Origin of the sequence: Phenylobacterium kunshanense (assembly GCF_003254525.1) — a bacterium.
Taxonomy (GTDB): Bacteria; Pseudomonadota; Alphaproteobacteria; order Caulobacterales; family Caulobacteraceae; genus Phenylobacterium; species Phenylobacterium kunshanense.
Window position 1 is genome coordinate 22,864 of record NZ_QFYS01000004.1, and the last position, 23,507, is coordinate 46,370.

Consider the following 23,507-nt stretch of genomic DNA (forward strand, 5'->3'; position numbering starts at 1 on the left):
CTACGCCGGCCGATGACTACGCCGGGACGTGCGGCACGGGCTCCCAGCCCATGCAGACGGCCACGGCACGCCGCGCCAGCAGGTCACCGGGGTCGATGAGCTCAAGCTTCGTGTCGCCGGGCTCAAGCACCAGGGGCAATTCGGTGCAGCCGGCGATGAGCACCTCGGCGCCCAGGGCGCGCAAGGCTTCGGCGTGGCCGATCATCTCGCGTTTCACGTCGGGACCGAGATCGCCCGATTTGATGCGGTACAGGGTGATCATGAACTGCTCCTGCCGCTCGGGCGGCAGGGCGATCATCCCCATGGCATGGGCGGCCAGGTACTCGCGGTAGAGTTTCAGCGCGCCCTTCGTGCCTAGCACGCCGGCCCGCATGGCGCCCGTGCGCGCCGCGGCCTCCGCGCCCAGTTCGATGAGGTTGATCAGGGGCAGGCCTGAAGCCCGCTGGATCATGTCCGCGTGAGCGTGAGCCGTGTTGCAGGGCATGGCCAGCACCTCGGCGCCGGCTCCGCGCAGGGCGCCCGCCATCTCGGCCAGCACAGCTCCCGTGCCCGAGCCCGGCGTGTTGCGGTCGGGCACCTTCGGGTTGATGTCGGCGATCACCCTGATGTGGTCCTGGTCCCCGTCGGCCGGGGTGTAGGCCTGGATCTTGGCCAGGAACTCCACGGTGGCCGCGGGCCCCATTCCGCCGAGCACGCCGAGGATGAGCGACCGCTCAGGCATCGAGCTTGCCCTCCATCTCGGACTGATAGCCGAACAGGCCCTGGGCGCCGCCGGTGTGCAGGAACACCACCGTCTCGCCGTCGAAGGCGCCGGCGTTCGACATCGCGATAAGTCCCTTCATCGCCTTCCCCGTATAGACCGGATCTAGCAGGATCCCGTCGGTCCGCGCGATCATCGCCAGGGCGTCGATCACGCCCTGATCGATCAGGCCGTACCCCGCGCCGACGTAGTCGCAGTCGGCGACCACCATCTCGCGCGTCACGCGGTTCTCGTGCCCGAGCAGCGCCGCGGTCTCGCGGGCCAGTCGGTAGACATTGGCCTCCTGCGCATCCTTCGGCGCCCGGACGCCGACGCCCAGCACCGGGATGTCCGCGCCCATGACCGCCAGGCCGGCGACGAGCCCGGCGTGGGTTCCGGCGCTGCCGGTCGCGGTGACGATGCGGTCGATCTCCAGCCCCATCTCATTGGCCTGGGCCACCAGTTCCAGGGCGCACTCCACATAGCCGAGGGCTCCGATCGCGTTCGAGCCGCCGCCGGGGATCACGTAGGGCCGGCCGCCGGCGTCGTCGACCTCGGCCGCGACCTTCGCGAGCTCGGCGTTCATGTCGGTCCCACCGGGCACGGTGCGGATCCTGGCCCCGAGGAGCTGGTCCAGCAGGACGTTGCCGGACCGGGTGTAGTCGACCGCCTGCGAGCCGGTGCGCTCCTCCAGGATGATCTCGCACTTCATCCCGAACTTCGCCGCGGCCGCCGCGGTCTGGCGCACATGGTTCGACTGGACGGCGCCCTGGGTCACCAGGGTGTCGGCGTCGTTCGCCAGGGCGTCACCCAGCAGGTACTCCAGCTTGCGGGTCTTGTTGCCGCCGCCGGCCAGGCCCGTGCAGTCGTCGCGCTTGATCCACAGGGCGGGGCCGCCGCCCCCTGGGCGCGCCAGGCGCTCCGTCAGGCCGGGCAACGGCTCGAACGGTGTCGGCAGGTGGGCGAAGCGGACGGGATTGAAGCGGGAGAGATGCATGGCTCCCGCCTAGACCCGTTATCTCACGGCTTCAACTTCGGCGGCAGGGCGGCGACCTGTTCGGGCGTCAGCTTCACGATCGAGCGGACGATGCAGCGGCTCTCGAATCCGCCGCGCGAGATGCCGATGTCCAGGTCGATGGGCTTGCAGATGATCGGCGAGCCGGGGGGCTGGCGCGTGATGATCGGATCCGACGAAACCGCGCCCGCGAGGCAGCCGCCGTTGACGGTGATCCGGTAGGTCTCGCGACCGTTCACGTCGATCAGCAGCGTGTCGCGGTCGGCGATCGTGTGGTTGCGGATGTCGGCGGAGCGGAAGCACTGGCCGCTCGGAAGGCCAGTTCCATCGGCCGGCGCGGGGCCCAGGTCCGCCCGCGGCGCGGGGGTCATGGCGCACGCGCTCATCGTCGCCGCGCCGAGAACGATCATCGCCAGTCTCATCGGCTCACTCCATCGTCGCCCATCGCAGATGATACGTCCGGGTTGGCCATCCGTCTTCGCCGATGATCGCGGCGGCTGCGCCGAATGCAGGCCCTTTCCCCGCGCCGCCAACGGGCCTACCTTGCGCACATCCTCGGGGGGCCGCGCGGAAGCGGCTGAGAGGTGGGTGAGCCCACGACCCGTCGAACCTGATCCGGGTCATGCCGGCGAAGGGAAGGGCCCTTAGCGTTCCGACCTTACGCCTGTGATCCGTCCTGTGACTGAGGACGCGACCGATGAACAAGCCTGCCGGCAAGCTGAACGCCGCCACGATCCCCACCGGCGAACGCCCGGGGTCGAAGAAGGTCTACCAGCCCGGCGTGCTGTGGCCCGACATCCGCGTGCCGTTCCGCGAGGTGGCGGTGCACCCGTCGGCGAACGAGCCGGCGCTGACGCTCTACGATCCGTCCGGGCCCTACACCGACCCCTCGGTCGCCATCGACATCGAGAAGGGCCTGTCGAAGACCCGCGAGCCCTGGGTGGTCAGCCGCGGCGACGTCGAGATCGTCGAGCACCCGCGCGCCGTGAAGCCCGAGGACAACGGCTTCGCCAAGGGCGAACACCTGGCGCCGGAGTTCACCGCTCCCCGCCGGGTCTATCGCGCCAAGGCCGGCGCCAACGTCACCCAGCTCGAGTACGCCCGTCGAGGCGTCATCACGCCCGAGATGGAGTACGTGGCGATCCGCGAGAACCTGCGCCGGCAACAGGGCGAGGCGTTCATCCGCGACGGCGAGGATTTCGGCGCCGAGATCCCGGATTTCGTGACGCCCGAGTTCGTCCGCGACGAGATCGCCCGTGGCCGCGCCATCATCCCGGCCAACATCAACCACACCGAGCTCGAGCCGATGATCATCGGCCGGAACTTCCTGGTGAAGATCAACGCCAACATCGGTAACTCGGCGGTCCTCAGCCACGTCTCCGACGAGGTGGACAAGATGGTGTGGTCCATCCGCTGCGGCGCGGACACGGTCATGGACCTCTCGACCGGCCGCAACATCCACAACATCCGCGACTGGATCGTCCGCAACAGCCCCGTGCCGATCGGCACCGTGCCGATCTACCAGGCGCTGGAGAAGGTGAACGGCGTCGCCGAGGACCTGACCTGGGAGGTCTTCCGCGACACCCTGATCGAGCAGGCCGAGCAGGGCGTGGACTATTTCACGATCCACGCCGGCGTGCGCCTCGCCTACGTGCCGCTGACCGCTAGCCGCGTCACCGGCATCGTCAGCCGCGGCGGCTCGATCATGGCCAAGTGGTGCCTGGCGCACCACAAGGAGAACTTCCTCTACGAGCACTTCGAAGACATCTGCGAGATCATGAAGGCGTACGACGTGTCGTTCAGCCTGGGCGACGGCCTGCGCCCCGGCTCGATCGCCGACGCCAACGACGCGGCCCAGTTCGGCGAGCTGGAGACGCTGGGGGAACTCACCCAGATCGCGTGGAAGCACAATGTCCAGGTGATGATCGAGGGTCCCGGCCATGTGCCGATGCACAAGATCAAGGCCAACATGGACAAGCAGCTGAAGACCTGCGGCGAGGCGCCGTTCTACACCTTGGGCCCGCTCACCACCGACGTGGCGCCCGGCTACGACCACATCACCTCGGCCATCGGCGCGGCGATGATCGGCTGGTTCGGCACGGCGATGCTCTGCTACGTGACGCCCAAGGAGCACCTGGGCCTGCCGAACCGCGACGACGTGAAGGTCGGCGTGATGACCTACAAGCTGGCCGCCCACGCCGCCGACCTCGCCAAGGGGCATCCCGCGGCCCGGGCCTGGGACGACGCGATCAGCCGGGCGCGGTTCGAGTTCCGCTGGGAGGACCAGTTCAACCTGGGCATCGATCCCGAGACGGCGCGCGAGTACCACGACGAGAGCCTGCCGAAGGAGGCGTTCAAGACCGCCCACTTCTGCTCGATGTGCGGACCGAAGTTCTGCTCGATGAAGATCAGCCAGGACATCCGCGACGCGGCCAGGGGCCAGAACGACGCCGGCCAGACCGACGTGGAGGCGGGCATGGCCGAGATGTCGAAGAAGTTCCGCGAGACCGGCGGCGAGATCCTGGTGCCGGTGGCGCCGGCGGAGTGAGATCGTCGCTTCTTCGTCGACCTGTCGAAACTTTCACGAAACTTCGCTGAGTTTCCCCACGTAGTTCGGCTAAGGGCGGCGCCCTGAAGCGAATACCAATGGGGGACTCCATGCGCTGGATCGTTTGGATGGCCGCATCCGCGGCCGTAATGGTGTCGGCTTGCTCGAAGCCGGACGCGAAGGCGGATGCGACGGCGCCGGCCGGGCCGCGCGTCGTTGCGGCCAATGACATCGAGGCGGGTCGCTACCTGGTGCTCGTGGGCGGCTGCAACGACTGCCACACCGAGGGCTTCCCGCAATCGGGCGGCTCCATTCCCGAGGCGCAGCGACTGACGGGACGTTCCGTCGGCTACCAGGGCCCGTGGGGCGTCTCGTACGCTAGCAACCTGCGCCTCCTGGCCGCCAACATGACCGAGGACGGCTGGGTCGAGATCATGAAGACCAAGAAGCTGCTGCCGCCGATGCCGAGCCACAACCTGGCGAAGGTGAGCGATCCGGACCTGCGGGCGATGTACCGCTACATCCATTCGCTTGGCGCGGCGGGCCAGCCCGAGCCTGAGAACCTGCCGCCGGGCGTGGCGCCCAAGACGGCGGTGGAGAACATGGTCCCCGTGCCGCCGGCGGCGTGACGATCAGTCCTCGGCGCGCGCGGTCGCCTTCGGCGGCCATACGCGGACGGCGACGGCCACGGTGATCGAACCCAGGATCGCCGTGGCGGCGCCCGCCCACTGTACGGCGTTCATGCCGATCGCGGCGTAGTGGCCGGTCGCGGCGCCCGACAGGAACACGAGGCCGGCCGAACCCCAGTCGGCGAGGTCTTTCGTCGTGAAGTCGAACCGCATTCTGGCGCTCCCGGGCTGGCGATGTCGTGTCGCCGAAGATGCGGGACGGTCGATGCCAAATGCTTACCGCGGCGGCCATGCGACACTCTTGCGCAGGGCCCGCCGCTACTCCGCGCGGAGGGCCGGCGCCGGGCGTTTCGACAGCGCCTGGAACGCCGCCAGCAGCCCGCCGGCCCCGGCGACCGCCGCGGCGCCGGCCAGCAGAGCGGCCACCCCGGCCCAGTCCACGCTCCACTCCGCCTCGAACACCTCGGTGACCACCGGCCAAGCCGCCGCGTAGCCGAGCCCGACGCCGGCCGCGCCCGCGATGACGCCGACCAGCCCGTACTCCAGGACGTAGGCGGCGAGCACCTGCGCGCGGGAGGCGCCGAGGACCTTCAGCGTCGCCGCCTCGCGGGTCCGTTCCTGCGCCCGCGCGGCGATCGCCCCGGCCAGGACCAGCAGCGCGGCCAGCAGGGCCACCGCCGCCGCGCCGCGGATGGCGAGGGCTATGCGGTCGAAGAGATCGGTCGCCGCCTCGAGCTGCTCGCGGACCGAGATGATGTTCACCTCCGGAAAGTCTTTGCCCAAGGCGCGCACGATCCGCTGCTCCTCGGCTAGCGTAGCCTTGGCGATCGCCACCTGCCTGGGCTCGGCGCCCTCCAGGGCATTCGGCGTCAGCACCACGGGAAAGCTCGCGCCGAAGCTGCCGAAGTCGATGCGCCGGATCACAGCCACCTTGGCCTCGATCTCGGCGCCCAGGATCGAGAGCGTGAGGGTGTCGCCGACCTTGAGGTCGCCGCCTTCGGCCGGGTCTTCGGACAGGGCGACCAGCGGCGGGCCGGCATAGTCCGCCGGCCACCATCGGCCCTTCAGGATGCCGGCGTTGGGCGGCTCCGCGTCAATGGCCGAGACCGTGACGTCGTTGTCGTAGGCCCAGCGCGCCTCGCGCGGGATCTTCGCCATATCGACCGGCTCGCCGCGCACCGCGAGGATGCGGCCCGAAAGCAGGGGAGCCCGCAGGTACGAGTCGGCGTCAGGGCTGCGCCCCAGCGCCCGAGTCACCGCGGCGTCGAAGGCGTCGGCGCGCGCGCCGGGGATCTCCGTGAAGACCAGGGCTGGGGCCGTCTGCGGTGCAATCACCGAGATCTGCTTCAGCAGGCTGGACTGGATCAGCACCACGGCGGCGAGCAGGCCGATCCCGAGACCGATGGCCGGCGCCGCCGTCCGCGCCGCCGACCGGGGACCTGCCAGGTTCGCGAGCGCGATCCGCAAGGCGCCCCGCGCGCCGCCCCGCATCCGCCCCGCCAGCTTCGCCGCCGCCCAGCCGAAACCCCAGAGCAGGACGAAGGCGGCCGCCACGCCGCCGATCATGATCATGGCCGCCAGCGGCGTCGGCGCCGTCCAGATGGCGAGTGCGGCGAGGCCCGCGGCCGCCGCCAGCGCGCCCACAAGCTCCGGTCCGCACCGAAGCCGCCCCGACAGATCGCTGCGGAACAGGCTGGCAGGCGGCGTCGTCCGCGCCCGGGCCAGCGGGGCCAGCGAGAAGGCGGCCGCCGAGAGCAGGCCGAACGCGCCGGCCTTCACCAGCGGCCACGGGTAGATGGCGAACAGCGCCGGAACCGGGAGTTCGTCCCGGACGGCCGCGCCCAGGACCAGCGGCGTCACCGCGCCGATCACCAGGCCGATCGCCACGCCCGCCAGCGCCAGGAGACCGATCTGGGCCAGGTAGACATTCCGGATCAGCGCGCTGTCGGCGCCGAGGGCCTTCAGGGTGGCGATAGCGGGCTTGCGGCCGTCCACATAGGCGCTGACGGCCCCGAACACCCCAAGCCCTCCGGCCACCAGCGAGGCGAGGCCGATGAAACCCAGGAAGTACTCGAGCTGGTCGATGGTCCGGCTCACGCCCGGGGAGGCGTCGTTGCGGTCGCGCAGCCGGAAGAAGCCGCGCATGGCCCCGCGGGCCTGCGCCTTGGCGGCCTGCAGATCCAGCCCCGGCCGCAGCGCGACGCGGGTCGTCTCGCCGAAGGGGAGGCCGGGCTTGAGGAAGCCGCCCTGTTCCAGCGCGCCCGCCTGGGCCAGGACCCGGGGGCCGAGCGCAAAGCCGCGCGACAGGCGGTCCGGCTCTTCTTCCAGGATCGCGCCGACCCGCATGGGCACGTTGCCGGCCAGGAAGCGGTCGCCCACCTTCATGCCCAGGCGGTCCAGCAGGGCGCGCTCCACCGCCGCGCCCCATACGCCTTCGCGCCGCTCCAGCGCCGCCGCCAGCGACGGCGCGCCGGTGATCGAGACGACTCCGGCGAGCGGATAGCCGGAGTCCACGCCGCGCAGCTCGACCAGTCTCCGCTCTCCCGTGGGCCCCTCGGCCATGGCCTGGGTCGCCACCGCCACGGATACGTCGCCAAGCTTGCGCAGTTCGGCGAGTTCGATGGGGGCGAGCCGCCGGTTGCGGACCGAGATCGCCAGGTCGCCGCCCAGGATGGCGCGCGCCTCGGTGGCCAGTCCCCGCCGGAACGCCTCGGCCGTGGAGCTCGCCGCGGCGATCGCGGCGACTCCCAGCGCCAGGCAGGCCAGGAAGATGCGGAAACCCTTGATCCCGCCCCTCAACTCCCGGCCGGCGAACCGCAGCCAGAGCGGAATCACGCCGGCGCCCCGGCCGCTTCAGCCACCGGCCGGCCGTCGCGCAGGGTGACGACCCGCTGCGCGCGGGCGGCCAGCGCGGGATCGTGAGTCACCAGCAGCAGGGCGGCGCCGGCGTCGGCCACCAGGTCCAGCATCAGGTCGGCCACGTGGCGGGCGTTGGTGGAATCGAGATTTCCCGTGGGTTCGTCGGCGAAGATCAGCTTTGGCCGCGGCGCCAGGGCCCGCGCCAGGGCGACCCGCTGCTGTTCGCCGCCCGAGAGCTGGTGCGGATAGTGGCGCAGCCGTGCGGAGAGGCCCACGCGGTCCAGCCAGGTCCGCGCCTCGGCCATGGCGTTGGGCCTCCGCGCGATCTCCATCGGCGCGGCGACGTTCTCCTCGGCCGTCATGTTGGGCAGCAGGTGGAAGGACTGGAAGACCAGGCTCACCCGGCCTCGCCGCAGCTTCGCTCGCCCGTCCTCGTCCAGCTTCGCCAGATCCTGTCCGAACAGCATGACCCTGCCCGCGCTCGGCTGTTCCAGTCCCGCCGCCACGGCGATCAGCGACGACTTTCCCGACCCCGACGGCCCGACCAGCGCCACGCGCTCGCCATCGTTCAGCGTCAGGGAAAGATGGCGGAGGATCTCCACGGGTCCCGCCGCGGACGGCAAGGTCAGGCCCACGTCGTCGAGGATCAGCGGCGGCGCGTCGTTCAAGCGGAACTCCGGGAGTTGAGCGGCGTAGAGCCTCCCTTACATAGGAGCTTCATGGCCACGCCAAGTCATACCCGCCGCGCGCTTCTCGCCTGGTCGCTCGCGCTCGCCGCCGGCCCTGCCCTTGCGCAGCCCGGCCGTCCGCGGGTCATCACGATGCTGGGCGACTCCATCACCGCCGGCTACGGCCTGCCGGCGGCCGCGGCGCTTCCCAACCAACTCCGGCTCCAACTCCAGAAGCTGGGCGTGGCGGCGCTGGTGCGAGCGGCGGGTGTGTCGGGCGACACCACCGCCGGCGGCCTGGCCCGCGTCGACTTCAGCGTCCGCAAGGACACCGACCTCGTCATCGTAGCGTTGGGCGCCAACGACCTGCTGCAGGGTCAGGACCCGAAGCGGACCCGGGCGAACCTCGACGGCATCCTGAAGCGGCTGAAGGCCCGGAAGGTGGGGGTGGTCCTGGCCGGGATCGCCGCTCCGGTCGAGATCGGCGGCGGCTACGCCCGCGACTTCAACGCCATCTGGCCCGCCCTGGCGCGCGCCCATGGCGTGCCGCTGTACCCGAACCTGATCGACGGCGTCGCCCGCAACCCCTCCCTGAATCAGCCGGACGGGATCCACCCGAACGCGCGCGGGGCGGCCATCATCGCCGCACGGCTTGCGCCGGTGGTGGCGCGGGCGCTGACGCGACGCTGATTTAATCCGGCGCCCCTGCAACCGCCTGGTCCAGGCGGGGTTTTCCTCAGGTCACCTCAAAACGAGGCCAGGGAGGATTCCCATGAACGTTCGTGACTGCATGAGTTCCGACGTCCGCACCATCGCGCCCGACGCCACCGTCCAGGACGCTGCCCGCCTCATGAAGGCGCTCGACGCCGGGGCGATCCCGGTCGGCGAGAACGATCGCCTTGTCGGCATGATCACCGACCGCGACATCGCCATCCGCTGCATCGCCGACGGGCGGGGGCCCAGCACGACGGTGCGCGAGGCCATGACCACAGCCGACCTGCAGTTCATCTTCGAGGATGACGACCTTCAGGAGGCGTCGGCGCGGATGAGCGACCACAAGGTCCGACGGCTTCCCGTGCTGAACCGCGAGAAGCGCCTGGTCGGGATAATCTCGCTCGGCGACATCTCTCTGGGCGACATGTCGGTCAGCGGCGCGGCGCTCTGCCACGTGAGCGAGCCGGGCGGTCCGCACACCCAGCACTGACGCCACTCTGGCGCTACGCCCCGCGAAACCGGAGCGGCATCGCCTTCGGGCCGGAGATGAAGTTGCTGGCCAGCCACTCCACCGGCGCGGCCAGTTCGAAGTCCTTCATGCGCGTCAGCACCTCGCGCAGCATGGCGTCGATCTCGATGCGGGCGAGGTGCTGGCCGAGGCATACGTGCGGCCCGTTGCCGAAGGCCATGTGCGGGTTGTCGGCGCGTGACAGGTCCAGCACGTCGGGGCGTTCGAAGGCGGCCGGGTCGCGGTTGGCCGAGCCGAAGTACATCACGACCTTGTCGCCCTCGCGGATCTTCTGACCGCCCAGCTCGGTGTCGCGCTTCGCCGTTCGCCGCATGTAGATCACGGGGCTGGCCCAGCGCAGCAACTCCTCCCGGGCGGTGGGCAGGCGACCTTCGAGGTCCTCCATCAGCCAGCGATACTGGTCGGGGTGCTCCATCAGCGCCAGCAGGCCGCCCGAGAGCAGGTTGCGCGTCGTGTCCCCGCCGGCGTCGATCAGCAGCAGGAAGAACAGCAGGAACTCCATGTCCTCCAGCCGGCGGCCGTCCACCTCGCAGGCGAGCAGCCGCGAGGCCAGGTCGTCGCCGGGCCGCGCCCGCTTCTCGGCCATCACCTTCGAGCCGTACTCGAACATCTTCATCACCGCCTGGCCGCCGGCTCCGGGCGGCAGCGCTTCGGGCGCGGTGTGGATGATCTCGGTGAGCTTGTAGAGCTCGCGACCGTCGTCCAGCGGCAGGCCCATCAGCTCGGCGATGACGTAGCTGGGCATCTCGCCGGCGACCTCGTCGACGAAGTCGCACTCCCCCTTGTCGGCCACGGCGTCCACGATCTGCTTCGCCAGCGCCTGGATGCGTTCGCCGCGCAGCCTCGCCGACGGCTCGGTGAACTCGGAGCGGATGAGCTTGCGGAACCCCGTGTGCTCGGGCGGGTCCATCATCAGCATCATCTTGTACGGGCCGAACGACCCGGCCTCGGCCAGCGGGTCGGTGATCATGATCGTCGGCTCGGACGAATAGGTCTGGAAGTCGCGGTCCACCGCCCAGACGTCGGCGTGGCGGGTGACGGCCCAGAAGCCCTTGCCGCCCGGCTCGTCGTGCCAGGTCACCGGCTGGTGCTCGCGCAGCCACGCATACTGCCGGTGCGGCTGGCCGCCGTCGAAGCTGGCCGGCGACAGGAGGTCGATCTTCATGGCCCGGCGTCTCCCCTTGTTTTGCGGAAGAGGACGCCCGCTTCCCGCACGTCAGGCAAGTCCGGGGGCTAAGCCGATATCCGTGTCCTAACCTGCGAAGGGATGCACATCGACGCAACGCGTGGCCGGCGGCGGCCGGGACGTCGTCAGAAGACATCCAGCCAGTTCTCCTTTGCCGTGCCGGCGCTCGAGGGACTGACGCAGTAGAGGCCCGGCCGTTCGGCGCGCTGCGTTCCCTTCTTGAGCTCCCATTTGAGCTGCTTGCAGCGCCAGCCCTTGATCGGGGTCTCGCCCACGACCGTGATCGAGCCGGTGGCCGCGGCGCCGGTCCAGGTGATCGACTGCCCCATCGCCAGGCCGCCGACCTTGTTGTGGAAGGCGTTGTATTCGTAACCGACCTTCACGTGGTGCTGCGCCCAGGCGTCGTACGCATAGCCGCCTTCGCAGTCGTTGCACCGCACCTTGCTGAATTCGAGGAACGCGTCCTTGGCGGCCTTGGTCTCGGGCGAGAATTCAAGGCGCATGGGAGACGTGACGGACCGGGATCCGAGGTTCACCGGCCAGGGCGCGGGACCGGTGGCGGGCGCCTCCTCTGCGGGGGGCTGGTCTCCGCTCGCCTCGACCGGCGCACTCTCCGCATCGGGCGTTGCCCCGGCCTGCGCCGGCGCCTGCGCGGCGTTCTGAATGGCGGCCGCGGCCGCCTGGCGCGCGAGGTTCTTGAGGAAGCTGCCTTGAGCAGCCGCGGAACTGGGCGACACCGTCGCGAGCGCGCCGATGCACAGCGCCGCATTGAGAATCTTCGACATGACGGCTGCGCTAGCCACTTCGGGGCTGTCCGGCGTGGGATTTGCGGCGAAGGGGGGCGAGTTTGCGACGAGGGATCCACGGTGAACCCGCCGGCGGGTTTCGCCTGAGATGTTTTGTCGCAGGTATCGCGCGCGCCGGACGCATCGTGGTTTACCGGCTGTGCAGCTTTGCGGCGATACCGGTGCCATCTGCCTGGCGTTGACCAGGGCAGTGGATGAGGGGCTCATGCGAAAGGCATCGCCGGACGCTGTCCGTGTGACGGTCTGCACCGGCGGAAACGCGGGGCGGCTCGGATGAGCGATGAGCCCATGCTGGCCAACCTTGCGGCGCGCATCCAGCTCCGCAAGGCGTCAATTCTCCTGGTCGAGCCCAATAGCCAGGGGATGAACGTGCTCAGCCAGGTGCTGATGGGCTTCGGCGCCACGGGCTTCGTGAAGGCCGAGAACTATGAGGAAGCGCGACAGGCCGTGAGGGGCGATCCCCTGGACCTGATCGTTTGCGAGGGCGCGCTGCAGCCCGATGAGCCGGACGGCTACGACTTCGTGTCCGAGTTGCGCCGGTCGGGCCTTCCGAACGCCATGGCGCCGGTGATCATCGTCACGTCCCATACCAGCCGTCGCAACGTGGCGCGGGCTCGCGACTGTGGCGCCCATTTCGTGGTGATGAAGCCGTTGTCGCCGACGGTCCTGCTGGAACGCGTCCTGTGGATGGCCCAGGCCAATCGTCCTTTCGTAACCTGTGCGACCTACGCTGGTCCCGACCGACGCTTCCAGAATCTGGGACCGCCCATGGGAGTGACCGGTCGCCGTTCTACCGATCTGACGGGCGAAATCGGAGCCGCCGTGGACCCCAATATGAGCCAGGACGAGATCGACAACATCCTCCAGCCTCAGCGGAGAGCCTGATGAGCGCGGTCATCTACACCCGGGCTCCGAACCGCCTCGGAAAGCTGCTGTCGCAGCCAGGCGGCAAGCGCCGCGACCAGGCCATCGCCGACAGCGAGGCCGCTCTGGAGAAGATCCGTCCGGAACTTCTGGCGGAGATCGATGGCGCCCTGGCGCAGCTCGGCGATCTTGTCGGTCGGGCGGCGAAGGAGCTCGAGGTCCGGCCGGAGGTCTATACCCAGGCGCGCACGATCGTCGGGTTCGCCGGCCTGTGCGAGAAGCAGGCCCTCGGGACCGTGGCGTTCAGCCTCTGCGACCTGTGCGACCACTACATCGAGGCGGGCGTCTGGAACGCCACCGCGGTGGAAGCGCACCTCAAGACCATGATCGTCTTTCGGACTGCGCCCTGGTCGGAAACCTCGCCTGAAGCCTCCGCCGTGCTTGAAGGGCTTCGCGAGATCGTCCGCCGCGCAGAGGAGCAGGCGGCGAAGGCGGCGGGCTGAGCTTGCGGCCGCGTGCGGGGTGACGAGGTCTACGCCTGCTCCAGCTTGCTGCGGAGCGAGCGGAGCAATTCCACCAGGGCGCGGAGATCCTCGCCCTCGTAATCCTGCAGCAACTCCCGGCTCAGCGCAGCGTCGATCTCGTCCATCTGCTCGATCAGCGGCAACGCCGCCGGCCGCAGGCTGATCAGATTGATGCGGCGGTCATCCTGCGAGGCGCACCGTTCCACCAGCCCTTGGGCCTCCAAGGCGTCGATCATCCGCACCAGCGTCGCCGGTTCGATGCCGGCCTGCTCCGCCAGCGCCTTCTGGCTGAGCCCCTGGCTGGCATGCCGGATCGCGTTCAGGACCGCCCACCGCGCCTGGCTCATCTCCAGGGACCTGAGCCGCTCGTCCAGCCGCGTCCGCCATCGTCGCGCCACCACCGAGAGTTCTCGGCCCAAGGCGCGTCTTTTATCTCCGGTCATCCTGTCCACCCCCCGAATCACGCGTCGGCCGTAAGTCGGCGTCGGTCAGGGTGTCGTTGATCCTTGTCAAATAAAAACAAGGTCATAGTTAACGGCAGTAGAGATCATTAGCTCTGCAATTATTGTGCGCTTTATGGTTAGCGCGGATACTGTCCTCAATCTATTCTTGTAGATTTTCCAGCCTCTCTTCTCGCGTTAACTATTAATTATGCCCTGAGGGCGGCTACTCGTATCAGAGATTCTCGTTTTCTCTGCGTAACACTTTGGGGGCCCTTCGGGGGTGTGCGTTTACGATGTCCGCAGCCCGAGAGGCCGCGGCATCGGACGAGGAGAAATTCCATGTCTGTCGCCGACTCGCTCGCTGAGCGTCTGGAATTCATGCAGCTCGACAATGCGGCGCGTGAGCGCATCCGAGCTGCGAGGGGCCCGGTCATGGATGCGCTTCCGGGCGCCCTCGACGCCTTCTACGACCAGGTCCGGCGAACGCCGGAGACAAGGCGCTTCTTCTCCAGCGACGCCCAGTTCGCCGGCGCCAAGAGTCGCCAGATCCACCATTGGGAGTTGATCTCCACGGGCCAGTTCGACGGCCGTTACGTCCAGGGCGTCACGACGGTAGGCGAGGTGCACGCCCGCATCGGCCTGGAACCGCGCTGGTACATCGGCGGCTACGCCCTGGTCCTGGAGAAGCTGCTGACCAGCCTCATCGAGGCGCGCTGGCCCCGCCGTTTCGGCAAGGCCGCCCCGGGCGGAGCCGCCGCCGCCGCCGAGGTGGGAGCCATCGTCAAGGCGACCCTGCTCGACATGGACTACGCCATTTCGGTGTATCTCGATGCGGCCGAGGCGGCGCGCCAGAAGGCCGAGGCCGAGGTGCTGGCAGCCGAGCGCGCGACCGTGGCCGCCACGGTCGGCGCCGGACTCGCGGCCCTGGCCGAGGGCGACCTGACCTATCGGCTGCCTGCGACCATGCCGGCCGAGTACGGCAAGCTTCGCGACGATTTCAACGGCGCGGTCGCGCAGCTCCAGGAGGTCCTGCGCCTGGTGGCCGCCAACGTCGAGGGAATGCACGCCGGCGCTGGCGAGATCAGCCGCGCGGCCGACGATCTTTCCCGCCGCAGCGAGCAGCAGGCGGCCACGCTGGAGGAGACCGCCGCGGCCCTCGACGAGGTCACCGCCACGGTCACCCGCACCGCCGAGGGCGCGGCCCAGGCCAACGCCGCCGTCGCTGGCGCCCGCTCCGACGCCGAGCAGTCGGGAGTCGTCGTGCACGAAGCGGTGGACGCCATGACCGGCATCGAGGGGTCAGCCCGGGAGATCGCCCAGATCATCGGCGTGATCGACGAGATAGCCTTCCAGACCAACCTGCTGGCGCTCAACGCCGGGGTGGAGGCCGCCCGGGCTGGCGACGCCGGAAAGGGCTTCGCTGTGGTCGCCTCCGAGGTCCGGGCCCTCGCCCAGCGGTCCGCCGAGGCTGCCAAGGAGATCAAGGCGCTCATCTCGGCGTCCTCGGCGCAGGTGGAGCAGGGCGTCGACCTGGTCGGACGGGCGGGGGAGGCGCTTCAGCGCATCGTCGGCCAGGTCGCGCAGATCAACGGCCTGGTCGCCGAGATCGCCGCCTCGGCCCGGGAACAGTCCACGGCGCTGGCCGAGGTCAACACGGCCATGAACCAGATGGACCAGATGACCCAGCAGAACGCGGCCATGGTCGAGGAGTCCACCGCCGCCAGCCACACCCTCGCGCAGGAAGCGGCGGAGCTGTCGTCCCTGATCGCCCGTTTCCGGATCGAGGAGGGGCGGACCGCTGCGCCGGCTCCCGTCCGGGCGGCGGCGGCGGCCCGCCAGGCTCCCGTCCGCGCGATGGGCGGAGGCGGCGGCCAGGTCGTGCCCTTCGCGGCCGGCGCTTCAGAGTGGGAAGACTTCTAGCCGCCCCCCGCCGATCCGGAGCGCCGCATGACCCGGCGAATCCTCACCGTCGACGATTCCCCGGCTACGCGCCGGATGCTGGGGTGCGTCCTGGAGGCCGCCGGATACGGCGTACTGGAGGCGGAGGACGGCGTCGCGGGTGTCGCCGTGCTGCGCCGCCAGCCCGTCGACCTGATCATCACCGATATCAACATGCCCCGGCTCGACGGCTTCGGCCTGATCGCCCGCGTTCGCCGGGAGCTGCGCCTTCCGGCGACGCCCATACTGGTGCTGACGACCGAGGACGCGGCCGGCAAACGCCTCCGCGCCCGCAGGGCCGGCGCCAACGCCTGGATGCTGAAGCCCTTCGAGCCGGCGCGGCTGATCCACGCCCTGCATCATCTGGGCGTCTGAGGCGTCCCGATCCGACACGCCGAAACTGGCCCGCGCCTTGCACCGTGGAGCACAGGAGCGTTCCACGACCCCATCTTGGGACGTTCCCCCGCCAACGACTTCCCTTAAGGGGCCGGCCGATCACCTCCTGGATCGTCCGGCCCTTTCTTTCGTCGGCTACAGCCCCTTGGCGGGGTTGATCAGGTATTTCGCGCCCGTACCCTTGCGGTTGTAGGCCGTGATCACCTCGGGCTTCACGGCGTCGGCCAGCGAAATCTCGGCCGTGTAGTGGCTGGCGAATGTGGTCTTCAGCTCGTCGGCCACCCGCTTCCGCAGCCGCTGCGCGCCCTCGGCGCCGAGCTTAGCCAGGAACGGCGTCAGCAGCCAGCCGCCGACGCCCCACGCCATGCCGTAGTTGCGGGCCAACTCGCTGGGCCGCAGGTCCAGGCCGCCGTAAATGTAGACCTGCTTATGGGTGCTCGAGCCGTAGCGGCTGTAGGCGCCAGCCTTGCGGTTCAGCGCCGTCTCCATGGCGGTCAGGATCTGGCTGGCCAGCTTGCCGCCGCCGATGGCGTCGAACGCGAGCGTCGCGCCGGTCGCCTCGATCGCGTCGGTCAGCTCGGCCTGGAAGTTCGGCGAGGTCGAATCCACCACGTACTTCGCGCCGAGGTCGGTCAGGATCTTGGCCTGCTCGGCGCTGCGGACGATGTTCACCAGGGGCACGCCGTCCTTCAGGCAGATCTTGTTGAGCATCTGGCCGAGGTTGGACGCCGCCGCGGTGTGGACCAGGGCCGTGTGCCCCTCGGCCCGCATGGTCTCCACCATGCCCAGCGCGGTCAGCGGATTGACGAAGCAGGAGGCGCCGTCGGCCGCCGTCGCGCCCGCCGGCAACGGCAACACCTCCGCCGCTCGAACGGTGCGGTACTGGGCGTACATCGCCCCGCCCAGCAGGGCGACGGTCTTGCCCATCAGCGCCTGCGCCGCCGGGTCGCTCCCGGTCGCGATCACCACGCCGGCGCCCTCGTTGCCGACGGGCATCGCCTGGTCCAGTCGCGCCTTGAGCGCGGGGAGCACCTGCGGCGGCACACTGGCGGTGACGCTCGGCCGACCATCCTTGGTCTCTGCCTTCAGCGTCGACAGGTCGGCCGGCCCCAGCAACAGTCCCAGGTCCGAGGGATTGAGGGGGCTGGCTTCCACCCGCACCAGAACCTCGTCGGCGGCCAGCGGCGCGATCTTCACCTCGGCGAGCGAGATCTCCAGTTCGCCCGTGCTCTTGATCTCGGACCGCAGCTGCAGCCCAGACTCCGGTATTCCCGACATGCGCGCTTCCTCCAATTTACAGCGTCAGCGCTGGCACATGGCGGTTTGCGCGGGACTCGCCAAGCCTGGGGCGCCGAAAAGCGACCGCCCAAAGCAAGAAGGCGGCCCACAGGGGCCGCCTCTGCCGCTTCTTCAGTGTCCGCGCAGGATCGAGAGATCCTGGAAGCGCCGCGGGGCCCCACGCCCCGGCAGCCTCGCCCCGATACCGAGGTTTCGACCGCCGTTCACGAACGTCATCACCCAAACGGCGTTCGTCGACAAGTCTCCAGCGCAGGTGCGCGCCACGTTTTCCCGACCTTGTGACCGGCCCGCAACGCCCTGAAATGGCCCTATTCCGGACCCGCGGGGGCCACAGGCCACCCGTTCTATAGGCATCGTCGGCTGACCCGCATCCGGTCCGGATCCTGAACAGCCCCCCCAGCCCCCCAGATCGGGCGCTAGGTCAGCCGGCGACCCTTCCAGGACATCTCCGTTGGCTTCGTTTTTCCTTCGAACGGGGAAAACGCTCGCGCGCGCGTGAGCAGCCGGCTACCGCATGGCCATGCTGCGCGTCATCCTGCTCGCTGTTCTCTGTATCGCCTCGGCCTGGGGCGCCGTCGCCGTCGCCGCGGAAGTGGTGAGCCGGACGCACCGGCCGCGCGGCGAAATGATCGACATCGGAGACGGCCGACGCCTGCGCCTGGTCTGCGAGGGGCAGGCGAGCGGCCGCCCGGTCATATGGCTGGAGTCGGGAGCGTTCAGCGGCGCGGCGGACTGGGCGGCGGTGCAGCAGAAGCTGGCGGCCCAGGGCCTGCGGAGCTGCGCCTACGATAGGGCGGGCATGGGATACTCGGATCCAGGCCCCGCCCCCCGCGACGGCGACGTCATCGTCCGCGACCTGGAGGCGCTGATGGCGGCGTCAGGCGAGAAGGGGCCCTTCGTGCTGGTAGGGCATTCGATGGCCGGCCTCTACGTGCGCCAGTATGCGCTGCGCAATCCGGACCGGGTGGTGGGGCTGGTCCTGGTGGACGCCGTGACGCCCGAAATGATCGCGCTGCCCGGCGCGCAGCGGTTCGTCGACCGAATGAGCGGGATCGCGCGATTGGGCGCCGTCGCCGGCAGCCTGGGCCTGACCAAGCCGCTCTACTGGTGGGGGGACCGGATCGGGCTCCCGGCGGCCGGAAAGGCCGAGAAACGTCGCGGGTTCATCTCTGGCCGCCAGAGCCGGGCCGCCTACGCCGAGGTGAAAAGCTGGCGCGCGGCGGGCGAGCAGGCCTCGGCGGCAGGGGCGCTCAACCCCGACTGGCCGATCGCCGTGATCACCGCCGGGCCGCCGTCGCCGCAGATGGACGCCTGGAACGCCGTCCGCCACGCCCCAGGGCGCGCGGCGCGGGATGGGATGGTCGAGAACGTCGACGACGCGAGCCACACCACGGTCCTCGGGCTGACCCATGGCGATCGGGTGGTCGCCGGCATCGACTTCGTCCTGCGCGCCCGCGGATACTGAATGCGCGCGAGGCATCCACGGTGTCGCCCGACTCCGGGCGAGATCGCCGCAAATCCGGAGGTTGCGTGACCCGCCTGGTATTCGAAGACCTGACCGTCGAGCAGATGCACGGCATGGCGGATGGCCTGCTGCGCGCCGGCCAGTACGACCTGGCCCAGAAGATGTACGGGGCGCTTCAGACGGTGACCGAGGGGCGCCGGGCGGACGTCCTTGTCCGAAAGGGAATCGCGGCCTCGCCGCACAAGCGCACGCCCATGCTTCTCGATGTGCTGGACGCCCTCGAGGCTTTTCGAGGGACGGCCTACGTCTCGAACGGTCTGGCGACCTGGAACAAGATCCTGCCGTTCTTCTACGATCCGGAGTTCGTCGCGCTCGCCGCGCGCCACGCCGGCCTGCTGCCGATCCCCAACTGGCATTGGAACCTGCAGACCGTCGCCTGGGCGGTGCGCCAGGCCGAACACGTTCCCGGCGACTTCGTGGAACTGGGCGTGTTCAGGGGGCACACGACCCTGTTCACGGCGGAATACGTCGGCTTCGGCGCCTGGCCGAAGACCTGGTGGCTCTATGACACCTTCGAAGGCATCCCGCAGGATCAGCTCGATGCGGGGTGGGACAAGGTGAACCAGGGGACCTATGGGGGCGGCGCATTCTCGTTCGAGGAAGTGCGCGATCGCTTCGCGGGCTTCGGCAACATCCGGGTGATCAAGGGACGGGTCCCCGAGATCCTGACCGAGGCGGCGCCGGAACGGATCGCCTTCCTGCACATGGACCTCAACAACGCCACCGCTGAGGTCGCCGCCCTGGACGCCCTGTTCGACCGCCTGTCGCCCGGCGGCGTCATTGTCTTCGACGACTACTGCTGGATGGCGTCGCGCGCGCAGCACGAGGCGGAAAAGGCGTGGTTCGCAGCGCGGGGGCTCGAGATCCTGCCGCTGCCGACCGGCCAGGGTGTCTTCGTGAAGGGGGCCTGAAGGTTGACGGCCGCAGCGGCAGCGGGCCACTAGCCTCCGACCAGCCAAGCCCCCGAGGAGCCTCTCATGTCGGACCGCAGCCTTCGCCCCGAGACCCTGGCCCTGCACGCGGGCTGGCGGGCCGATCCGACCACGGGCTCGGTGGCGGTGCCGATCCACCAGACCACCTCGTACCAGTTCCGCGACGCCGAGCATGCGGCCTCGCTGTTCGCGCTGTCCGAGCTGGGCAACATCTACACCCGCATCATGAACCCGACGACGGATGTGCTGGAGCAGCGCATCGCGGCGTTGGAGGGCGGCGTCGGCGCGCTCGCGGTCGCCTCGGGCCAGGCCGCCTCGGCCTTCGCGGTGCAGAATCTTGCGCGGGCGGGCGACAACATCGTCAGCTCCACGGCGCTCTACGGCGGCACCTGGAACCTGTTCGCCAACACCTTGAAGGATCTCGGCATCGAGGTGCGGTTCGTCGATCCGGCCGACCCGGAGAACTTCCGCAGGGCCACCGACGAGCGCACGCGGGCCTACTACGCCGAGACCCTGCCGAACCCGAAGCTTGAGGTGTTCCCGATCGCCGAGGTGGCGGCCATCGGCCGGCCGCTGGGCATTCCGCTGATCATGGACAACACCGCCGCGCCGTTGCTGTGCAAGCCGCTGGAGCATGGGGCGGCGATCGTCGTCTACTCGGCCACCAAGTACCTGGGCGGCCACGGCACCTCGATCGGCGGCATGATCGTCGACGGCGGGACCTTCGACTGGGAAGCCAACGCCGCGCGTCAGCCGCTGCTGAACACACCCGATCCTTCGTATCACGGCGCCGTCTGGACCCAGGCCGTGAAGCCCCTCGGACCGATCGCCTACATCCTGCGGGCGCGGGTGATCCTGCTGCGCGACCTGGGCGCGGCGCTGTCGCCGTTCAACGCCTTCCAGATCATCCAGGGCGTGGAGACCGTAGCCCTGCGGATGGAGCGACATTGCGCCAACGCCGAGAAGGTCGCCGCCTGGCTGGCGGCGCGGAAGGGCGTCACCCGGGTGATCCATCCCTCGCAGCAGTCGGGCGAGGCGCGGGCCCGCGCCGACAAGTACCTCAAGGGCGGTTACGGCGGCCTGGTGGGCTTCGAACTCGCGGGCGGCGTCGACGCAGGCCGCCGCTTCATCGACTCGCTGAAGCTCCTGTACCACGTGGCCAACATCGGCGACGCGCGGAGCCTGGCCATCCATCCGGCCTCGACCACCCACTCGCAGCTCACCGCCGAGGAACAGGCCGCCACGGGCGTCTCGCCGGGCTATGTGCGCCTGTCGATCGGGATCGAGCACATCGACGACATCCTCGCCGACCTGGACCAGGCGATCGCGGCGGCGGAGGCGTAGGGCGGCCGTCTACATCCGCTCGGGGACGGCGATGCCCAGGAGGTCCAGCGCCGTCTCGAGCTGCCGCAGGACCGCGGCCGCCAGCGTCAGCCGCGAGCCGCGGACCGGCGGGGCGGCGACCAGGATCGGGCACGCGGCGTAGAACTTCGAGAACGCCTGGCTCAGCCGGTAGGCGTGCTCGGCCAGGGCGTTCGGGGCCTTCTTGTCGTAGGCCTCGGCCAGCGCGGTCTCGAAGGCGTCGAGCGTCAGCACGAGGTCGCGTTCGGCCGGCTCGGCCACGGTGACGGGACCTGCCGCCGCGCCTTCCGTCTCGGCCTTGCGCAGCAGGCTCTTCACCCGCACCGCCTGGTAGAGAAGGTAGGGCCCGGTCTTGCCCTCGAAGCTGGTGAAGCGGTCGAGGTCGAAGACATAGCTGGTGCCGCGGAAGTTCTGCAGGTCGGCGAACTTCAGGGCCGCCACGGCCACCTTGCTGGCGATCTCCTCGAACTCGGATTCGGGCAGGTTCTCGCCGAGACCCGCCTCGTGCAGGCGTTCGCGCGCCTTGCCCCGCGTCATCTCGATCAGGTCGTTCAGCTTCAGGACGCCACCTTCGCGGGTCTTGAAGGGCTTGCCGTCGGGCCCGTTCATGGTGCCGAAGCCGATATGCTCCAGCTGGCCCTCGGCGGCGTAGCCGGCCAGGTAGGCGGCGCGGAACACGATCTCGAAGTGGTCCGCCTGGCGCTGATCCACGCAGTAGATCACCAGGTCCGGACCGAACGCGCGCTTGCGGTCCAGAATGGTGGCGAGGTCGGTGGTGCCGTACATCGCCGAGCCTTCGGACGAGACCACCAGCAGCGGCGGCAGCTCGCGCTTGTCGCCTTCGCGGGCGACCCGGACGATCCGGGCGCCCTGGTCGTCGACCAGCAGGCCCTTGGCGTCCAGTTCGGCGACCATCTCCGGGATCAGCGGGTCGGCGTCGCTTTCGCCCTTCCACCAGTCGAAGTCGACGCCCAGGGCGTGGAAGTCGCGCTCCAGGGCGACCTGGGTCACCGCCCGGAACTGACGCCACAGGACGTAGCAGCCAGGCTTGTGCGCCTGCAGGTCGGCGGTGAGCTTGCGGGCGCGGTCGCGGTAGGTCAGGTCCTCCTTCCCCTTGGCGGCGGCCAGGGGATAGAGGCGGTCGAGATCGGCCAGGGTGACGGCTCGGAACGCGTCCGGGATCTCGTCGGCCACGTCGCCCGTGGCGTTGAGCTGGTCGACCAGCGCGGCGATCTCAGGGTTCTCGTCGCAGACGGCGCCGATCAGCAGGCCCATCTGGTAGCCCCAGTCGCCGAAGTGGGCGTCACCCACCACGGTGTCGCCCCGGAAGCGGTAGATGCGCTTGATGCTCTCGCCGATGATCGAGGCGCGCAGGTGCCCCACGTGCATCGGCTTGGCCACGTTCGGGCCGCCGTAGTCGACGATGACCTTGCGCGGCTCGGCGAGCGTCTCGGCCCCGGTCCTGGGATCGGCGGCCACGGCGTTCGCGCGGTCCGCCAGCGCGGCGTCGGTGAGCTTCAGGTTGATAAAGCCGGGCCCGGCGATCTCCACCGACGCCAGGCGCGGGTCGGATTTCAGCCGCTCGGCGACGGCGGTCGCGATCTCGCGCGGGTTCTTGCCCACGCGCTTCGCCGCGGCCAAGGCGCCGTTGGATTGGAAGTCGGCCAGGTCGGGCCGGTCGGAAGGGGTCACCCGGGCGAGCTCGGCGGGCACGCCTTCGGCGGCGAAGGCGGCTTCCACCGCCTCGCCCAGGACCGTCTTGAGGTCGCTCATGGGTTCGGGGTCGCGCCCGCCTGGCCGACGTTGAGGCGGAAGCGTTTGCCTTCGCGGTTGAACGTGGCCATCTGCGGCGTCACTTCGAACCCGACCAGGATCTCGAAGTTCGAGCCCGAGGTGGTCACCGCGGCGCGGGGGATGGTGATGTTGCCGATGTTTTCGGTCACGTAGACGCGGTCTTCGCCCTCGGGGAAGGTCACCGGAAGATCGAAGGTCTCCTTGGCAAGGACGCTCCGGTTCCGGTCGGTGACGGCCACCCAGTAGCGATAGGTCTTCTGGCGCCCCTCGGCCTGAGGTCCGCGGCCCATCTCGAACAGCACCTCCATCGTCACCTCGATGGGCTGGTCGTCCTTGTAGGCGCAGCCTGCCGAGATGCCCTGAATTTCGCCCGAGAAGCCGACGGCGGTGGAGGCCTCGCGGCCGTCCTTGAACTCGACATAACGGGCCGCGTCGTACAGCGACTTCACGAACGGGCAGGGCCCCGCGTTGCGCAGGGCCGGCAGGGGCGCCTGCATGTCGCCCCACTCCTCGCGCTGGCGGCGCTTCTTGGCCGCGTCTTCCTGCTGCTTGCGCTGTTCCGCCTCGGGGTCGCGGCGACCCTGCGCGAACGAGGCCGTCGGAACGGCGGTGATGGCCGCCAGGACGGCGGCGGCGAGGAGCATCTGGCGGCGCATGGAAGAGGCGTCCAATGGGATGGGGCCGCGCGAAGGCGCAGCGTCACGGCTAACTACAGCGGGACGATTGCGGCGGCAACG

23 protein-coding genes and 1 riboswitch are annotated in these 23,507 nt (G+C 69.7%); of the genes, 11 read left to right on the plus strand and 12 right to left on the minus strand.

What is annotated here, in order from left to right:
* Positions 1 to 16 precede the first annotated feature (16 nt).
* From cuyB to DJ019_RS10370, 3 genes are read right to left on the minus strand one after another with little or no spacing between them, the layout of a single operon-like run.
* Positions 17 to 721, minus strand: a complete 705-nt coding sequence (gene cuyB / locus DJ019_RS10360) for a cysteate racemase (protein WP_111275964.1) — start codon at positions 719 to 721, stop codon at positions 17 to 19.
* Entirely contained in the window at positions 714 to 1,736 is a 1,023-nt protein-coding gene (cuyA, locus tag DJ019_RS10365; protein WP_111275965.1) for a D-cysteate sulfo-lyase, read from the minus strand. The genes cuyB and cuyA overlap by 8 nt, the downstream gene beginning before the upstream one ends.
* A gap of 23 nt (positions 1,737 to 1,759) precedes the next feature.
* Entirely contained in the window at positions 1,760 to 2,176 is a 417-nt protein-coding gene (locus DJ019_RS10370; RefSeq protein ID WP_133255281.1) for a DUF6491 family protein, read from the minus strand.
* A gap of 124 nt (positions 2,177 to 2,300) precedes the next feature.
* Positions 2,301 to 2,408: riboswitch (TPP riboswitch) on the plus strand.
* 43 nt (positions 2,409 to 2,451) lie between these two features.
* On the opposite strand from DJ019_RS10370, the gene thiC reads away from it, so the two are divergent.
* Both thiC and DJ019_RS10380 read left to right on the plus strand, forming a co-directional pair.
* Positions 2,452 to 4,302: a phosphomethylpyrimidine synthase ThiC gene (gene thiC, locus DJ019_RS10375; protein ID WP_111275967.1), complete on the plus strand. Its 1,851-nt coding sequence runs from the start codon at positions 2,452 to 2,454 to the stop codon at positions 4,300 to 4,302.
* A 110-nt stretch (positions 4,303 to 4,412) separates the two neighbouring features.
* Positions 4,413 to 4,931 carry a cytochrome C gene (locus tag DJ019_RS10380; RefSeq protein WP_111276248.1) on the plus strand — a complete coding sequence of 173 codons (519 nt, stop codon included), beginning with the start codon at positions 4,413 to 4,415 and terminating at the stop codon, positions 4,929 to 4,931.
* 3 nt (positions 4,932 to 4,934) lie between these two features.
* On the opposite strand, the gene DJ019_RS10385 is transcribed toward DJ019_RS10380, so the two are convergent.
* The 3 genes from DJ019_RS10385 to DJ019_RS10395 all read right to left on the minus strand — a co-directional run bounded on the left by DJ019_RS10385 (position 4,935) and on the right by DJ019_RS10395 (position 8,458).
* Positions 4,935 to 5,144 carry a hypothetical protein gene (locus tag DJ019_RS10385; protein WP_111275968.1) on the minus strand — a complete coding sequence of 70 codons (210 nt, stop codon included), beginning with the start codon at positions 5,142 to 5,144 and terminating at the stop codon, positions 4,935 to 4,937.
* 105 nt (positions 5,145 to 5,249) lie between these two features.
* Complete coding sequence (locus DJ019_RS10390) at positions 5,250 to 7,766, minus strand: ABC transporter permease (protein ID WP_111275969.1); 2,517 nt, start codon at positions 7,764 to 7,766, stop codon at positions 5,250 to 5,252.
* The gene (locus DJ019_RS10395) at positions 7,763 to 8,458 is read right to left on the minus strand and encodes an ABC transporter ATP-binding protein (RefSeq protein ID WP_111275970.1); all 696 of its coding nucleotides are present in this window, start codon (positions 8,456 to 8,458) and stop codon (positions 7,763 to 7,765) included. The genes DJ019_RS10390 and DJ019_RS10395 overlap by 4 nt, the downstream gene beginning before the upstream one ends.
* A gap of 51 nt (positions 8,459 to 8,509) precedes the next feature.
* Here DJ019_RS10395 and DJ019_RS10400 point away from each other — a divergent pair, with 51 nt between their 5' ends.
* Both DJ019_RS10400 and DJ019_RS10405 read left to right on the plus strand, forming a co-directional pair.
* Positions 8,510 to 9,148 carry an arylesterase gene (locus DJ019_RS10400; protein ID WP_111275971.1) on the plus strand — a complete coding sequence of 213 codons (639 nt, stop codon included), beginning with the start codon at positions 8,510 to 8,512 and terminating at the stop codon, positions 9,146 to 9,148.
* An 82-nt stretch (positions 9,149 to 9,230) separates the two neighbouring features.
* Positions 9,231 to 9,662: a CBS domain-containing protein gene (locus DJ019_RS10405; protein ID WP_111275972.1), complete on the plus strand. Its 432-nt coding sequence runs from the start codon at positions 9,231 to 9,233 to the stop codon at positions 9,660 to 9,662.
* 13 nt (positions 9,663 to 9,675) lie between these two features.
* On the opposite strand, the gene DJ019_RS10410 is transcribed toward DJ019_RS10405, so the two are convergent.
* Both DJ019_RS10410 and DJ019_RS10415 read right to left on the minus strand, forming a co-directional pair.
* Positions 9,676 to 10,866, minus strand: coding sequence for a cytochrome P450 (locus DJ019_RS10410; protein ID WP_111275973.1), 1,191 nt, complete (start codon positions 10,864 to 10,866; stop codon positions 9,676 to 9,678).
* Between the two features lie 146 nt (positions 10,867 to 11,012).
* Positions 11,013 to 11,672, minus strand: coding sequence for a hypothetical protein (locus tag DJ019_RS10415; protein WP_111275974.1), 660 nt, complete (start codon positions 11,670 to 11,672; stop codon positions 11,013 to 11,015).
* A 294-nt stretch (positions 11,673 to 11,966) separates the two neighbouring features.
* Here DJ019_RS10415 and DJ019_RS10420 point away from each other — a divergent pair, with 294 nt between their 5' ends.
* Positions 11,967 to 12,578 (plus strand): response regulator, encoded by a 612-nt coding sequence (locus tag DJ019_RS10420; RefSeq protein WP_111275975.1) that lies wholly within the window; start codon positions 11,967 to 11,969, stop codon positions 12,576 to 12,578.
* The gene (locus DJ019_RS10425) at positions 12,578 to 13,060 is read left to right on the plus strand and encodes a hypothetical protein (RefSeq protein WP_111275976.1); all 483 of its coding nucleotides are present in this window, start codon (positions 12,578 to 12,580) and stop codon (positions 13,058 to 13,060) included. Before DJ019_RS10420 ends, DJ019_RS10425 begins: the two co-directional genes overlap by 1 nt.
* 29 nt (positions 13,061 to 13,089) lie before the next feature.
* On the opposite strand, the gene DJ019_RS10430 is transcribed toward DJ019_RS10425, so the two are convergent.
* Positions 13,090 to 13,500, minus strand: coding sequence for a MarR family winged helix-turn-helix transcriptional regulator (locus DJ019_RS10430; RefSeq protein ID WP_165843975.1), 411 nt, complete (start codon positions 13,498 to 13,500; stop codon positions 13,090 to 13,092).
* Positions 13,501 to 13,863: 363 nt separating this feature from the next.
* On the opposite strand from DJ019_RS10430, the gene DJ019_RS21540 reads away from it, so the two are divergent.
* Both DJ019_RS21540 and DJ019_RS10440 read left to right on the plus strand, forming a co-directional pair.
* Complete coding sequence (locus DJ019_RS21540; RefSeq protein ID WP_111275978.1) at positions 13,864 to 15,444, plus strand: globin-coupled sensor protein; 1,581 nt, start codon at positions 13,864 to 13,866, stop codon at positions 15,442 to 15,444.
* Between the two features lie 27 nt (positions 15,445 to 15,471).
* Positions 15,472 to 15,837, plus strand: coding sequence for a response regulator (locus DJ019_RS10440; protein ID WP_111275979.1), 366 nt, complete (start codon positions 15,472 to 15,474; stop codon positions 15,835 to 15,837).
* Positions 15,838 to 15,993: 156 nt separating this feature from the next.
* On the opposite strand, the gene DJ019_RS10445 is transcribed toward DJ019_RS10440, so the two are convergent.
* Positions 15,994 to 17,136, minus strand: coding sequence for a zinc-binding dehydrogenase (locus tag DJ019_RS10445; protein WP_111275980.1), 1,143 nt, complete (start codon positions 17,134 to 17,136; stop codon positions 15,994 to 15,996).
* Between the two features lie 535 nt (positions 17,137 to 17,671).
* Here DJ019_RS10445 and DJ019_RS10450 point away from each other — a divergent pair.
* The 3 genes from DJ019_RS10450 (at position 17,672) to DJ019_RS10460 (ending at position 20,958) form a co-directional block, all read left to right on the plus strand.
* Positions 17,672 to 18,622 carry an alpha/beta fold hydrolase gene (locus tag DJ019_RS10450; protein WP_240606436.1) on the plus strand — a complete coding sequence of 317 codons (951 nt, stop codon included), beginning with the start codon at positions 17,672 to 17,674 and terminating at the stop codon, positions 18,620 to 18,622.
* Positions 18,623 to 18,687: 65 nt separating this feature from the next.
* The gene (locus DJ019_RS10455; RefSeq protein WP_111275981.1) at positions 18,688 to 19,593 is read left to right on the plus strand and encodes a TylF/MycF/NovP-related O-methyltransferase; all 906 of its coding nucleotides are present in this window, start codon (positions 18,688 to 18,690) and stop codon (positions 19,591 to 19,593) included.
* A 66-nt stretch (positions 19,594 to 19,659) separates the two neighbouring features.
* On the plus strand, positions 19,660 to 20,958 hold the full coding sequence (locus DJ019_RS10460; protein WP_111275982.1) for an O-acetylhomoserine aminocarboxypropyltransferase/cysteine synthase family protein: 1,299 nt from the start codon (positions 19,660 to 19,662) through the stop codon (positions 20,956 to 20,958).
* Between the two features lie 9 nt (positions 20,959 to 20,967).
* Here DJ019_RS10460 and argS read toward each other — a convergent pair whose 3' ends face one another.
* Together argS and DJ019_RS10470 are read right to left on the minus strand one after the other, a co-directional pair.
* Positions 20,968 to 22,749: an arginine--tRNA ligase gene (gene argS / locus DJ019_RS10465; RefSeq protein WP_111275983.1), complete on the minus strand. Its 1,782-nt coding sequence runs from the start codon at positions 22,747 to 22,749 to the stop codon at positions 20,968 to 20,970.
* Positions 22,746 to 23,426, minus strand: a complete 681-nt coding sequence (locus DJ019_RS10470) for a Tat pathway signal sequence domain protein (RefSeq protein ID WP_165843976.1) — start codon at positions 23,424 to 23,426, stop codon at positions 22,746 to 22,748. Before DJ019_RS10470 ends, argS begins: the two co-directional genes overlap by 4 nt.
* Between the last annotated feature and the right edge of the window lie 81 nt (positions 23,427 to 23,507).